Below are 13,714 nucleotides of genomic sequence, written 5' to 3' on the forward strand. Positions count from 1 at the left end.
ACCCGGGGGGTCGTCGGGAGCGTAAGATGTGTATAAGGGGCAGGGGCGGGGGCGGGGGCTGAACCCACCGACCGTGGTCGTGCCGGAACACGGGCATACGATCGCGGCGTGGATCGCACAGCAGTGAATACCTTCGTTCGTCAGCAGTGGGAGTCCGCCGTGCTGCCCAGCCTGTGTCGGCTGGTCGAGATCCCGGCGGTCTCCGGCGGGTTCGACTCCGACTGGGAGGCCAACGGTCACCTGGACGCCGTGGTGGAGCACGTGCGCTCCTGGATCGAGGCCCGGGGAATCGCCGGTGCGAGCACCGAGGTCGTGCGGCTGCCGGGCCGGAGCCCGCTGCTGCTGGTGGACGTGCCCGCCCACGGCGACGGTTCCGCGGAGTCGGCCGAGACCGTGCTGCTGTACGGGCACCTGGACAAGCAGCCCCCGATGGAGGGCTGGTCGGAGGGCTTCGGCCCGTGGACGCCGGTGGTGCACGAGGGCAGGCTCTACGGACGCGGCGCCGTGGACGACGGCTACTCCGGCTACGCCGCCGTCACGGCGATCGAGGCGCTGCGCGCCCACGGGGGCGCCCACCAGCGCTGCGTGCTGCTGCTGGAGACGGGGGAGGAGTCGGGCAGTCCCGACCTGCCCGCCTACCTGGACCACCTCTCCGAGCGGCTGGGACGGGTCGGTCTGGTGGTCTGCCTGGACTCCGGCGGTGGGGACTACGAACGCCTCTGGCTGACCACCTCGCTGCGCGGGATGGTGCAGCTGAACGTCACCGTCCGGGTGCTGGAGGCGGGGCAGCACTCCGGTGCGGCCAGCGGCCTGGTTCCCGACTCGTTCCGCATCGCCCGGCGCCTGCTGGACCGGCTGGAGGACCCGGACACCGGGCGGATCCTGCTGCCGGAGCTCACCGTGCGGGTCCCGGAGAACCGGCTCGCCGAGGTCCGCGCCGGGGTGGAGGCCGCGCCCGGTCTGGTTCGCGGCTCGGTGCCCCGGCCCGAGGGGCTGCGGCTGATGCACGAGGACGAGGTGGAGCTGGCGCTGAACAACTGGTGGCGCCCCACACTGACGGTGATCGGTGCCGAGGGGCTGCCGTGCCCGGAGGACGCGGGGAACGTGCTGCGTTCGCACACCACGCTCGACCTGAGCTTCCGGCTTCCGCCCACGGCGGATCCGCACGCGGCGCTGCGGGCCGTGCGTGCCGCGCTGGAGGCGGACGTGCCCTACGGTGCGCGGGTCGAGTTCGACGACGGGGAGGCCGGGCAGGGCTTCAACGCCCCGGAGACGGCCCCCTGGTTGTCTGCGGCCCTGGACCGGGCCAGTTCCGAGGTCTTCGGTGCCGAGTGGCGCACCATGGGGCTGGGTGGTTCGATCCCGTTCATGGGGTTGCTGCACGAGCGCTATCCGGGGGCGCAGTTCGTGGTCACCGGGGCGCTGGGTCCGCACAGCAACGCCCACGTGCCCGACGAGTCGTTGGACCTGGCTTACGCGGCCCGGGTGACCAGTGCGGTGGCCTACGTGCTGGAGGCGCACGCGCGGCGGTGAGCCTCCCGGCGGTGCCGGACGGGCCGGAGCCACGCGCCCACGGAGGCGGTGGTCCTCGGGAACCGCTGTTCGGGGTCCGTACCGGCGCCGCCTCGGGCGCGGGTGCCCGCGATCACGCTTGGTGACGGCGTTGCGCCCCTCGCTGTATCACCCTTTCGAGGGAAAAGGTATCGTAGTGGCCGCTATCGCGGTCGCTGAACTCGATCTCGTCCGCTGAGGGATGGGTCCGGCGGAAACGGGTCGATGAACGTTGCGTGTTCATGCGCTGCGTGACTGTCCCGCTTCCGAGTGAAGTTGACGTGATCGAAACGCGTGAGGCCATGTCCGATGGCCCCGGCGGATGGCAGTATCCCAGCATCCGGATTCCCGTCGAGGAGGAGTGACACCGTGGCGCGTCGGAGGATCTCGCGGGCCGTGGCCGTCCTGCCCGCGCTCGCACTGGTCGCGGCCGTGGCGGGCTGCGGCAGCGACGGCGGGGAGGCCAAGGGCGTCCCGCTGGTGCGGGAGGGGCAGCTGACCACCTGCACCAACCCGCCCTACAAACCGTTCGAGTCCAACAAGGACGGCGAGATCGTCGGCTTCGACATGGACCTGGTGGACCTGGTGGCCGAGGACCTCGGAGTCCCGCAGGAGGTCACCACCGCTCCCTTCGAGACCATCCAGTCGGGGCAGGCCCTCAACGTGGGCAACTGCGACATCGCCGCCTCGGCGATAACGATCACCGACGTGCGGGAGAAGAACTTCGACTTCTCCGAGCCGTACTTCGAGGCCACCCAGGCGCTGCTCGTGCCGAAGGACTCCGGTGTCGAGAAGCTGGAGCAGCTCGAGGGCAAGACCGTCGGCTACCAGAAGGGCACCACCGGCGAGCAGTACGCCCGGGAGAACGCCGAGCCGATGGGGATCACCGTCAAGCAGTACCCCGACCTCGGCCTGCTGCTGGCCGCCCTGGAGAACGGGCAGATCGACGCGGTGATCAGCGACGACTTCGTGCTCCGCGACTACGAGAAGAAGAACTCCGGCTTCGCGGTCGTCCAGGAGTTCGACACCGGCGAGGTCTACGGCTTCGGAGTCAAGACCGGCAACGACGAGTTGCGGGAGAAGATCAACGAGGTGCTGGCCAGGGCCAAGGAGGACGGCACCTACGACCGGCTGTACGAGAAGTGGTTCGGAACCGCGCCTCCCGAGTGAACACCCGTTTCGCACCGCACACCGACAACCCTGCGTGATCGCCGCGCGTACCGGGGCCGAGGCCGCCGGTCCGCCCCGGTACGACGGTCCTGGAGTCTGCGATGGCAGAAGCAACTCGCCCCGCCAAGGGCGGGATGAGCAAACGTCAGCGCGCCAAGGTGGGGCGCGGCGTGCAGTACGTGATCCTGCTCGCGGTCGTGGTCGTGGGCGCCGTGCTGGCGGACTGGAACAAGATCGGCGAGTACTTCTTCAACGTCGAGGTGGCCCGCGCGCTGTTCCCGAGCGTGATCACCACGGCACTGCTGAACACGGTGGTCTACACCGCGCTGGGGTTCGCCTTCGGACTGGGGGTGGCGCTGCTGCTGGCGCTGATGCGGCTGTCCTCGGTGGGGCCCTACCGGTGGATCTCGGGGGCCTACATCGAGTTCTTCCGCGGGCTGCCCGCGCTGCTGGTGTTCCTGTCCGTGGGGTTCGGCATCCCCACGGCCTTCGAGGGGTTCAACCTCAACCGCAACCTCACCATCATGCTCTCGCTGGGGATCGTCGGTTCCGCCTACATGGCCGAGACGATCCGGGCCGGGATCAAGGCGGTGCCCGGTGGCCAGCTGGAGGCGGCCCGCTCGTTGGGCATGTCCCACGCCCGGGCGACGACGACCGTGGTCATCCCCCAGGCGTTCCGGATCATCCTGCCTCCGCTGACCAACGAGCTGATCCTGCTGACCAAGGACTCCTCGCTGGCCTTCGTGCTCGGCGCGACACTGGCCAAGCAGGAGCTGACCCAGTTCGGCAGGTCGGCGTTGACCAGCTACGAGAGCATGACCCCGATCCTGGTGGTGGGGCTGTGCTACCTGGTGATCACGATTCCGCTGTCGGTGCTGCAACAGCGGTTGGAACGCAGGTTCGGTCCCGGCGGCAAAGGCGGACAGGGGAGCGGTGCATGAGCGAGATCAAGATCGAGATCACCGGGCTGCGCAAGTCCTTCGGACAGGTCGAGGTGCTCAGCGGGGTCGACCAGCGGATCGAGGCGGGTGAGGTCGTCTGCGTGATCGGACCCTCCGGCTCGGGCAAGTCCACCCTGCTGCGCTGCGTCAACCTGCTGGAACAGCCCACCGGCGGTCGGATCGTCGTGGACGGCATCGAGCTGACCGACCCGGACACCGACATCGACGCGGCCCGCACGCGCATCGGCATGGTCTTCCAGCAGTTCAACCTCTTCACGCACCTGTCGGTGCTGGACAACCTGACCGTGGCCCAGCGCAAGGTGCTCGGGCGCTCCCGCGACGAGGCCGAGTCGGTGGCCCGGCAGAACCTGGAGCGGGTCGGGCTGGCGGACAGGGCGACGGCGATGCCCGCCCAGCTGTCCGGGGGACAGCAGCAGCGGGTCGGTATCGCCAGGGCACTGGCGATGAACCCCGACGTGATGCTGTTCGACGAGCCCACCTCGGCGTTGGACCCCGAGCTGGTCGGGGACGTGCTGGGTGTGATGCGGCGGTTGGCCGACGAGGGGATGACCATGCTCGTGGTCACCCACGAGATGCAGTTCGCCCGGGAGGTGGCCGACCGGGTGCTGTTCATGGACGGTGGCGTCATCGTCGAGCAGGGGGACCCGGCCGAGGTCATCGGGGCGCCCAAGCAGGAGCGCACGCGCGGGTTCCTGGCCCGGGTGCTCGACCCGACCCACGCGGGGGAGTGAGTTCCCCGGAGCTCATCCTCCTCCGGACGGGGGCTCGTGGGGGCGTGTGGGCCGTCGGCCGAGCAGCTTGGCCCGGTAGGCGCGGGGGCCGTGGGTGTTCTCGGAGTGCTCGGCCGGGGGCCGTCGGCGCGGCGGGGCCGTTTCGGATCGCCGGTGCGGGGGCGAGTCCCTCCGTCGGTCGCGGGCCCCGCTCTCCGGCCCGCGGAGGAACAGCCAGACCGCCAACAGCGCCACGAGCACGAGCGCGACCATTGCCAGATCGACCATGACACACCTCCCGGGGTGTGTTTTGCGTAGTCTTTCCGGTTTTCGGGTGCGCTCGAGTGTGCCCCGTTCTTCGCCGGGGAAACCAATCGGTTTTCCCGCGTTGACACTGAGTGTTTCTACGTGGAGAAAAAGCGGAGAGAAGTTCGTTTCCGGCGTTTTCCCGGCGCACCGGCCGAGAGGGCGGTCGCGGTCTCCGGAAACGGCGCGGAGGTATGCGCGAAAACACCCTTTCGGGTGATACCGCTTGCGCGGAGGTCGATCAGGGAATCACCCGACGGGGGTGTGTCGCGACCCCGGAACGCGCGGCGTGAACGCGGAACGTGACCCGCCGTGCGGGCGCTCCCGGGAACCGGGAACACCCGCACGGTCGGCGGTGTCCACGTCCCACGACACCGGGGTTCGGGCGACGGAGTCCGTCACTGGCCGAGGCGCTGCTTGAGCGCCTCCAGCTCGTCCCGCATCGAGGTGGGCAGGGACTCACCGATGGTGTCGAACCACTCCTCGATCAGCGGAAGTTCCTCGAGCCACTCGGAGCGGTCCACCCGCAGCGCCTGCTCGACCTCCTCGCGGGTGGCGTCCAGGTCGGTGAGGTCGAGCTGGTCGGCCGTGGGCACGCGGCCGATCGGGGTCTCCTCGGCGGCGGCGTTGCCCTCCAGGCGGTCCACGATCCACTTGAGCACGCGGCAGTTCTCCCCGAAGCCCGGCCAGACGATCTTCTCGCCGGAGGGGTCCCTGCGGAACCAGTTGACGTAGTAGATGCTGGGCATCTTGGAGGCGTCGGCCTCCTTGCCCATGTTCACCCAGTGCTGGAAGTAGTCGCCGACGTTGTAGCCGATGAACGGCAGCATCGCCATCGGGTCGCGCCGGACCTCGCCGACCTTGCCCGCTGCGGCGGCGGTCTTCTCCGAGGACAGGGTGGCCCCCATGAACACCCCGTGCTGCCAGTCGAAGGCCTCGTTGACCAGCGGGATCGTGGTCTTGCGGCGTCCCCCGAAGAGGATGGCCGAGATCGGCACGCCCTGCGGGTCGTCCCACTCCGGCGCCAGGATCGGGCACTGCGACATCGGGGTGCAGTACCGCGAGTTGGGGTGGGCGGCCTTCTCGCCGGACTCCGGGGTCCAGTCCTGGCGCTTCCAGTCGGTCAGGTGCTGCGGCTGGTTCTCCATCTCCTCCCACCACACGTCGTTGTCGTCGGTGAGCGCGACGTTGGTGAAGATGGAGTTGCCCTTCTCGATGGTGCGCATCGCGTTGGGGTTGGTCTTCCAGTTGGTTCCCGGGGCGACCCCGAAGAAGCCCGCCTCCGGGTTGACGGCGTAGAGCCGCCCGTCCTCGCCGAAGCGCATCCACGCGATGTCGTCACCGAGCGTCTCGACCCGCCAGCCGGGGATGGTCGGTTCGAGCATGGCCAGGTTGGTCTTGCCGCAGGCCGAGGGGAAGGCCGCGGCGACGTAGTACACCCTGTTCTGCGGCGAGATCAGCTTCAGGATCAGCATGTGCTCGGCTAGCCAGCCCTCGTCGCGGGCCATGGCCGAGGCGATCCGCAGCGAGTAGCACTTCTTGCCGAGCAGGGCGTTGCCGCCGTAGCCGGAGCCGAAGCTCCAGATCAGCCGCTCCTCCGGGAAGTGCGTGATGTACTTGATCTCGTTGCACGGCCACGGCACGTCCTGCTGACCGGGTTCGAGCGGGGCACCGACCGAGTGCAGCGCGGGCACGAACTCGACGTCCTCGTCCTCGGCGAAGCGCTCCAGCACCCGCTGGCCCATCCGCGTCATGATGTGCATCGAGACCACGACGTACTCGGAGTCGGTGATCTCCACGCCCAGGCGCGGCGGGTCGGCCTCGACCGGACCCATGCAGAAGGGGACGACGTACATCGTCCGGCCACGCATGCAGCCCCGGTAGAGCTCGGTCATGGTGGCCTTCATCTCGTCGGGGTCCATCCAGTTGTTCGTCACCCCGGCGTCGGCCTTGTCGCGGGAGCAGATGAAGGTGCGCTCCTCGACGCGGGCGACGTCACTGGGGTCGGAGACCGTCCAGAACGAGTTGGGTTTCTTCGACTCGTCCAGCCGTTTGAAGGTGCCCGCCTCGACCAGTCGGTCGGTCAGTCGCTGCCATTCCTCCTGGGAGCCGTCGCACCAGACGACCTGTTCGGGCGTGGTCAGTTCCGCGACCTCGCGTACCCATGACAGCAGGCGTTCGTGTTTCACGGGTGCCTGGTCGAGACCGGGGATGGTCAAAGCGGTCATCGCGTCGTGTCTCCTGACTGGGCGCCACAGCCCGGATTCTTCCGTCTCGTCGACGCACCGGCCGACAGTGCTTTCAGGGAATACTTCGCCCCGCCCGGAATATCCGGGCGAAGCGCGAAGGGGATGCACCGAGACTAACCGGACGCCCGCCCGTTGACGGAGATCAGCCCTGTCGGTTCCCTCACAGGAACGATAAGGGAATCGATTCAGTTCGCCGGAATTCGCGGAAATTCGCGTGTCGCCGCCCCGGCCGGGTGCACGTTTTCCGGCACGGTGGAGGGGTTGGCGGTCTTCGCGCCAGGGCGCCGGAGCGTTTTCAACCGAATTCGGTGTGTTCTGTGACACATTTTTTCCGTCATGTGTTTAGGACGGCGCTCGCGGATTCTCGGCGATTGTTTCGTTTTTCGGCGCGGATTATTCCCAGAAGGAGTCCTCGGCCGGATCGGCCCGCCGGGGAGCGGGGCAGGGCTGTGACCGGGGGTTCTGCCCGGTCTCGGGGGACTCCCACAGCCAGTCCTCGGTTCCGGTGACCGGGGCGCCGGCACCGGAGCTCTCGGTGGGGGTGCCGTCGAGCCCGCCGTGTTCGAGGACGGTCCATTCCCCGTCGCCGGTGTGCCGGGCCACGGTGATCCGACCGGTGTCGCTGATCCGCACCATCTGGTCGGCCGCGCCGTCCCCGTTGACGTCGGTGACCAGCATCTGCCCGTCCTCGGTGTCCACCACCGTGGTGTCCGCCCTGCCGTCGTTGTCGGTGTCCTCGGTGGGCGGGCCGACGTGCCGGTCGCCGGCGGGGGTGTCCACCACCATCGGGTCCCCGTCGAGTGCCGAACGCGGATCCCGTTCCGGCCGGTCCCGGTGTTCGGACCCGTCCGACTGCTCGGGGACCCACTGCCCGGTTTCCTCGTCGAAGCGGGACCGGCTGAGCACGGTGCCCTGCTCGTCGACGGTGCGCAGGAGGTCGGCGGTGCCGTCGGAGTCCGAGTCGGTGTAGGCCAGGTAGCCGTCCTCGGTGAGTACGCCGACGGTCTCGTCGATCCCGTCGCGGTCCAGGTCGTAGTTGGCCTCGGCGGTGTGCTCGGAGCCGTTCATGGGGATGTCGATGTCACCGTCGCCCGTTCCGGTGTCCTCCACGTACATGACCGGCACTCCCGTTCTCGCCGTCGCGGTCTCGTTCGCTGGCTGGGACGTGGCCCGCCCCCTTCCGGTTCCCTCCGGCTGGGCCGTGGTCGCGGTCCGGAGGTGGTCCGCCCGTTTCCCGTGGACACGCCCGAGGTCGTGCCCGGGGTGTGACGTGGCACGCGTGGTGTTAGTGTCGCCCCAAGATTAAGTATAGGCTAACCTTACTCACGCCGGATCGTATCGCCCCAGCGAAGCGGGAGGACCGTTTCATGACCACCGCGCTCGAGACAAGGACCCGCCGCGAGAACCACAAACCCGAGTACCGGGTCTACTTCACCGAGGTGGTCGCCCGGAAGAGACTGAGTCCGAGTTTCGTGCGCGTGACGGTCGCCGGACACCAGCTCCGCTCCTTCGGAGCGGGAGGGGCCGACCAGCGCATCAAGCTGATGCTGCCCGCGCCGGGGCGGACGGTCGACGACGTGCCCACCGGCCCGGACTGGTACGCCGAGTGGCAGGCGATGCCCGAGGAGATCCGGCCCATCATGCGGACCTACACGGTGCGGGCGTTCCGACCGGAGGTCGGCGAGCTGGACATCGACTTCGTGCTGCACGGTTCGGAGGAGGACGCCGGCGGCCCCGCCTCCAACTGGGCGGCCACCACCACCCCCGGGGACCGGGTGGCGCTGCTCGGCCCGGACCGCCCCGGCTCGGGGCGCATGTGGGGCTGCGAGTGGTGCCCTCCCCCCACGGCGCGCAGGCTGCTGCTGGCCGGTGACGAGACGGCCATCCCGGCGGTCGGGGCCATCCTCGAGTCCCTTCCCCCCGAGGCGTGCGGCGTCGCCTGCCTGGAGGTGCCCACCGAGGACGACGTCCAGCCCTGGCGCGTGCCGGACGGCATGGAGGTCCGCTGGCTGCCCAGGGGAAGGGACTCCGCCGAACACGGCCGGTTGCTGGAGAACGAACTCGCCGCGGTGCTGCGCGAGTTCCGCGGGGAGAACGGCTGCGGTGCCGCCACGTGCGCCCTGGAGGACGTGGACGTGGACAGCTCGCTGCTGTGGGAGATCCCCGAGCTCTCCGGCAGGGTCGACGTGGAGGGCGGCGAGCTCTACGGGTGGCTGGCCGGCGAGGCCGGGGTCATCAAACGACTCCGCCGGATGACCGTGCACGACTACGGAGTGCCGCGTGGCTCGGTGGCCTTCATGGGCTACTGGCGCGCGGGACGCCGCTGAGCACGCGGGAGCCCCGTGGCGGAGAACCCGCCCGGACGAGTGTTCCACGTGGAACACCCCTCCGGGCGGTTCGCGCGGACACGTTCAGACGCCGACCCCGGTGGTGTCCAGCACGGTGACCCCCCGGATGCCCTTGAGCTCGCCGAGCAGGGTGTTGGAGATCCGCACGGAGTAGTCCTCGGGCAGCTCCATGCGGGTCTCGCGGTTCCCGGCGATCACCACCTGCACCGGGGTCTCCCCCCGGTGGGCGGACAGCGCCGAGCGCAGTTCGGCCACCGTCTCCTTGTCCACCTTGGTCGCGTCGGCCCGTAACACGAACGGCAGCTCCCCGTCGACGGGGTTGTACTCGGCCGAGGATATGTCCAGCGTGGTCAGACCGCTGGCGAACACCGACATGATGTCGTCGCGCCAGTTCACCTTCCCCTTGACGGCCACGGCCGCGTCGGTGACCAGCTCCTCCCCGAAGGCCGCGTAGGCCTTGGCGAAGAACAGCACCTCGATGCTGGCGTCCAGGTCCTCGATGGTCACGATCGCCCACGGTTCCCCGGTCTTCTTGCTGACCCGGCGGTCCACGGAGGAGATGATCCCGGCGAGCGTGATCTCGCCCTCGGCGGGGGCCTCGTGCTTGATCGTGGCGATCGGCTTCGGCGCGTGCTTGCGCAGGATCCCCTGGGCACCGTCCAGCGGGTGGGCCGAGACGTACAGCCCCAGCATCTCCCGCTCGAAGGCGAGCAGCTGCTTGCGGGGCCACTCCTGGGTGTCGAAGGTCAGGTGCGCCAGGGGAGAGGTCTCGGCCGAGTCGTCGGAGGAGCCCCCGCCGAAGAGGTCGAACTGCCCCATCGCCTCGTGCTTCTTGATGCCCGAGACCGCGTCGACGGCCTCCTCGTGCACCCGCACCAGTGCCTGGCGGGGGACGCCGAACGAGTCGAAGGCGCCGGCCTTGATCAGCGACTCGACCACCCGTTTCTGGCACACGTTGGCCGGGACCTTCTGGAGGAAGTCGGCGAAGGAGGTGTACTCCCCCTTCTCCCGGCGCGCGTCGATGATGGCGCGGGCCACCCCGGTGCCCACGTTGCGGACCGCGCCGAGCCCGAAGCGGATGTTGCCGTTCACCGCGGCGAACTGCACGTCGGACTCGTTGACGTCCGGCGGCAGCACCCGCACGTTCATGCGGCGGCACTCGGAGAGGTAGACCGCGCTCTTGTCCTTGTCGTTGGCGTTGGCGGTCAGCTGCGCGGCCATGAACTCGGCCGGGTAGTGCGCCTTGAGGTAGGCGGTCCAGTAGGACACCATCGCGTACCCGGCGGTGTGGGACTTGTTGAAGGCGTAGCCCGCGAAGGGCAGGATCGTGTCCCACAGCGTCTGGGCCGCCTCGTCGGAGAAGCCCTTCTGCTTCATCCCCGCCAGGAACTTCTCGGACTCCTTGGCGATGACCTCGGGTTTCTTCTTGCCCATCGCCTTGCGTAGCAGGTCGGCCTCGCCGAGGCTGTAGCCGGCCAGCTGCTGGGCGATCGCCATCACCTGCTCCTGGTAGACCAGCAGGTGATAGCTCTCCCCGAGGATCGGGTCGAGGGCGTCCTTGAGCTCGGGGTGGATCGGGGTGATCGTCGCGCGCCCGTTCGAGCGCTCGGCGTAGGCCATGTGCGCGTTGACCGCCATCGGTCCGGGCCGGTACAGCGCCAGCGCCGCCGAGACGTCGCCGAAGTGCGAGGGGCTCATCGCCTTGAGCAGGGTGCGCATCCCACCACCGTCGAGCTGGAACACCCCGAGGGTGTCGCCGCGCGAGAGCAGCTCGTAGGTCTCGGGGTCGTCCAGCCCCAGGGTGTCCAGGTTGATCTCGATGCCGTGGTTCTTCTGCACGGCGCGGATGGCGTCCTCGATGATCGTCAGTGTGGACAGCCCGAGGAAGTCCATCTTCAGCAGCCCGATCTCCTCACAGGCGGGGTAGTCCCAGCCGGTGATGATCGCGCCGTCCTCGCGCATCCACAGCGGCAGCACGTCCAGCAGGGGTTCGCTGGACAGGATGTAGGCGCAGGCGTGCACGCCCGCGTTGCGGATCAGCCCCTCCAGCCCGCGGGCGGTGTTGAAGATCTGGGCGATCTCCTGGTCGTTCTCGATCATCGAGCGGATCTCGGCGGCTTCCTGGTACCGCTCGTGCTGGGGGTCGACGATCCCCTCCAGCGGGATGTCCTTGGCCGAGACCGGGGGTGGCAGGGCCTTGGACATCTTCTCGGCGATGGCGAAACCGGGCTGTCCGTGATGGGCGCGGGCCGCGTCCTTCAGCGCCGCCTTGGTCTTGATCATGCCGAAGGTGATGACCTGGGCGACGTTCTCCTGACCGTAGGTGTCGCGGGTGTAGGCCATCACCTCGTCGCGCCGGCGATCGTCGAAGTCGAGGTCGATGTCCGGTGGGGAGTCGCGTTCCGGGTTGAGGAACCGCTCGAAGATCAGCGAGTGCTCGATCGGGTCCAGGTTGATGATCTGCAGGATGTAGGACACCAGAGCGCCGGTGGCGCTGCCCCGGCCGGGTCCCACGCGGATGCCGTGGGACTTGGCCCAGCGGACCAGGTCGCCCACCACCAGGAAGTAGGAGGCGTAGCCCTTGCCGCAGATCACTTCGAGTTCCCACTCCACCCGCTGGCGGTACTCGTCGGTGAGCCCGTTCGGGAAGCGGGTGGGGATGTACTGCTCGACCTCCTCGCGGAGCTTCTCCTCCTCGGTCTGGCCGGGTGCCAGGGGAACGCGCGGCATCCGGTCCTTCTCGGCGAAGACGTCCTCGTAGGACTCGACGCGCTCGGCGATCTCCAGGGTCGCGTCGCAGGCACCGGGCACCTCCTTGTCCCAGTACTCGCGCATCTCCTCGGCGGACTTCAGGTAGAAGTCGTCGGAGTCGAACTTGAACCGCTTGGGGTCGCTCAGCGTCTTGCCGGTCTGCACGCACAGCAACGCGCCGTGGGACTCGGCCTGGTCGGCGGTGACGTAGTGGCTGTCGTTGGTGGCCACCGGCGTCAGCCCGAGTTCGGAGCGGATCCGCAGCAGGTCCTCGCGGACGTTCTTCTCGATGGGCAGGCCGTGGTCCATCAGCTCCAGGAAGAAGTTCTCCTCCCCGAAGATGTCCCGGTAGTCCGAGGCGGCCTGCAACGCCTCGCGGTACTGGCCCAGCCGCAGCCTGGTCTGCACCTCGCCGGAGGGGCAGCCGGTGGTGGCCATGATCCCCTCGGCGTGCTCGGCGATCAGTTCCCGGTCCACGCGGGGCTTGCGGTAGTAGCCCTGGAACGACGCCAGCGAGGACAGCCGGAACAGGTTGCGCAGCCCCGTGGCGTTACGGGCCCACATGGTCATGTGGGTGTAGGAACCGCCGCCGGAGACGTCGCCGCCGGTCTCGGTGGACTCGCCGTCCTCGTTGGTGCGGGCCTTGCCCCAGAACACCGGTTTCTTGTGGTACCGGCTGGCGGGGGCGACGTAGGCCTCCATGCCGATGATGGGTTTCACGTTCGACTTCCGCGCCCGGCTGTAGAAGTCGTGGGCTCCGAACATGTTCCCGTGGTCGGTCATGGCCACGGCCGGTTGGCCGAGCCGCTCGGCCTCCGCGAACAGCGGGTCCAGCTTGGCCGCACCGTCGAGCATCGAGTACTCGGTGTGCACATGCAGGTGAGCGAACTGCTCCGGCACCAGAACTCCTTCGGGGAAAGTCTGCTGGGCGGCTTCGACGCTAGCGAAGCCCCGGGCTCCGTGCCGGACGAGGGGGCCACTCGCGGGTGAGCGATCAGGTGAGATCGGCGAAGCGTTCGACCTCGTGGGAGCGGCCGGAGACGATGAGGATGTCGCCGTGGTGCGGCACCGTGTCCTGGGTGGCGTGGGTGAACCCCTCGCCGGGTCGTTTGATGCCCACCACGGTGACGCCGTACTTGCTGCGCACCCTGCTTCCGTTGAGCGGTTGGTCGACGGTGATGTTGGGAGCTCGGGTCTTGACGATGGCGTAGTCGTCCTCGACCTGGATGTAGTCCAGCATCCGCCCGGTGACCAGGTGGGCCACCCGCTCGCCCATGTCGTGCTCGGGCAGGACGACGTAGTGGGCGCCCACCCGTTCGAGGATGCGTCCGTGCTGGCGGTTGGTCGCCTTGGCCCAGATACAGCTGATTCCGAGGTCGGACAGCAGCGAGGTGGTCAGGATGCTGGCCTCCAGGTCGTCGCCGATGGCGACCACCGCGCGGCGGAAACCGGGTACGTCGAGCTGGCGCAGCGCCTCGGGGTCGGTGGTGTCGGCCACGGCCGCGTGGGTGACCGCGTCGGAGAACTGCTGCACCAGGTGGGGCCGGTTGTCCAGGACCAGCACTTCGGAACCGTGTCGGGTGAGTTCCTGGGCCAGGGAACCGCCGAAACGGCCCAGACCGATGACCACGATCCGGTTGTCCCTGTTCGTGTGGTGTGTGTGATGG

10 protein-coding genes are annotated in these 13,714 nt (G+C 68.8%); 5 read left to right on the forward strand and 5 right to left on the reverse strand.

What is annotated here, in order from left to right; translation table 11 throughout:
• Positions 1-108: 108 nt before the first annotated feature.
• The 4 genes from CEP50_RS16135 to CEP50_RS16150 all read left to right on the forward strand — a co-directional run bounded on the left by CEP50_RS16135 (position 109) and on the right by CEP50_RS16150 (position 4,414).
• Entirely contained in the window at positions 109-1,533 is a 1,425-nt protein-coding gene (locus CEP50_RS16135) for a M20/M25/M40 family metallo-hydrolase (RefSeq protein WP_106114782.1), read from the forward strand.
• 387 nt (positions 1,534-1,920) lie between these two features.
• The gene (locus CEP50_RS16140; RefSeq protein ID WP_258175331.1) at positions 1,921-2,721 is read left to right on the forward strand and encodes an ABC transporter substrate-binding protein; all 801 of its coding nucleotides are present in this window, start codon (positions 1,921-1,923) and stop codon (positions 2,719-2,721) included.
• Between the two features lie 134 nt (positions 2,722-2,855).
• The gene (locus CEP50_RS16145; RefSeq protein ID WP_106114784.1) at positions 2,856-3,662 is read left to right on the forward strand and encodes an amino acid ABC transporter permease; all 807 of its coding nucleotides are present in this window, start codon (positions 2,856-2,858) and stop codon (positions 3,660-3,662) included.
• Positions 3,659-4,414: an amino acid ABC transporter ATP-binding protein gene (locus tag CEP50_RS16150; protein WP_106114785.1), complete on the forward strand. Its 756-nt coding sequence runs from the start codon at positions 3,659-3,661 to the stop codon at positions 4,412-4,414. Before CEP50_RS16145 ends, CEP50_RS16150 begins: the two co-directional genes overlap by 4 nt.
• 12 nt (positions 4,415-4,426) lie before the next feature.
• Here CEP50_RS16150 and CEP50_RS16155 read toward each other — a convergent pair whose 3' ends face one another.
• The 3 genes from CEP50_RS16155 to CEP50_RS16165 all read right to left on the reverse strand — a co-directional run bounded on the left by CEP50_RS16155 (position 4,427) and on the right by CEP50_RS16165 (position 8,064).
• A complete protein-coding gene (locus CEP50_RS16155) occupies positions 4,427-4,681 on the reverse strand; it encodes a hypothetical protein (RefSeq protein WP_106114786.1) in 255 nt (84 codons plus the stop codon).
• Between the two features lie 416 nt (positions 4,682-5,097).
• Entirely contained in the window at positions 5,098-6,927 is a 1,830-nt protein-coding gene (locus CEP50_RS16160) for a phosphoenolpyruvate carboxykinase (GTP) (RefSeq protein ID WP_106114787.1), read from the reverse strand.
• A 414-nt stretch (positions 6,928-7,341) separates the two neighbouring features.
• Positions 7,342-8,064, reverse strand: coding sequence for a hypothetical protein (locus CEP50_RS16165; protein ID WP_258175333.1), 723 nt, complete (start codon positions 8,062-8,064; stop codon positions 7,342-7,344).
• Between the two features lie 251 nt (positions 8,065-8,315).
• Between CEP50_RS16165 and CEP50_RS16170 the strand changes: the two genes are divergently transcribed.
• Positions 8,316-9,275 carry a siderophore-interacting protein gene (locus CEP50_RS16170; RefSeq protein WP_106114789.1) on the forward strand — a complete coding sequence of 320 codons (960 nt, stop codon included), beginning with the start codon at positions 8,316-8,318 and terminating at the stop codon, positions 9,273-9,275.
• Between the two features lie 84 nt (positions 9,276-9,359).
• Here CEP50_RS16170 and dnaE read toward each other — a convergent pair whose 3' ends face one another.
• A complete protein-coding gene (gene dnaE / locus CEP50_RS16175; RefSeq protein ID WP_106114790.1) occupies positions 9,360-12,947 on the reverse strand; it encodes a DNA polymerase III subunit alpha in 3,588 nt (1,195 codons plus the stop codon).
• A gap of 94 nt (positions 12,948-13,041) precedes the next feature.
• Complete coding sequence (locus tag CEP50_RS16180) at positions 13,042-13,680, reverse strand: potassium channel family protein (RefSeq protein ID WP_106114810.1); 639 nt, start codon at positions 13,678-13,680, stop codon at positions 13,042-13,044.
• Positions 13,681-13,714: the final 34 nt, after the last annotated feature.

This window comes from Actinopolyspora mortivallis (assembly GCF_003001495.1).
GTDB lineage: Bacteria > Actinomycetota > Actinomycetes > Mycobacteriales > Pseudonocardiaceae > Actinopolyspora > Actinopolyspora mortivallis_A.

What these genes read in the sequence shown, in the direction of transcription:
- CEP50_RS16145 (WP_106114784.1), top strand. Translation starts at nt 2,856, where the DNA reads ATGAGCAAACGTCAGCGCGCCAAGGTGGGGCGCGGCGTGCAGTACGTG.
- CEP50_RS16150 (WP_106114785.1), top strand. Translation starts at nt 3,659, where the DNA reads ATGAGCGAGATCAAGATCGAGATCACCGGGCTGCGCAAGTCCTTCGGA.
- CEP50_RS16155 (WP_106114786.1), bottom strand. Translation starts at nt 4,681, where the DNA reads ATGGTCGATCTGGCAATGGTCGCGCTCGTGCTCGTGGCGCTGTTGGCG.
- CEP50_RS16160 (WP_106114787.1), bottom strand. Translation starts at nt 6,927, where the DNA reads ATGACCGCTTTGACCATCCCCGGTCTCGACCAGGCACCCGTGAAACAC.
- CEP50_RS16165 (WP_258175333.1), bottom strand. Translation starts at nt 8,064, where the DNA reads ATGTACGTGGAGGACACCGGAACGGGCGACGGTGACATCGACATCCCC.
- CEP50_RS16170 (WP_106114789.1), top strand. Translation starts at nt 8,316, where the DNA reads ATGACCACCGCGCTCGAGACAAGGACCCGCCGCGAGAACCACAAACCC.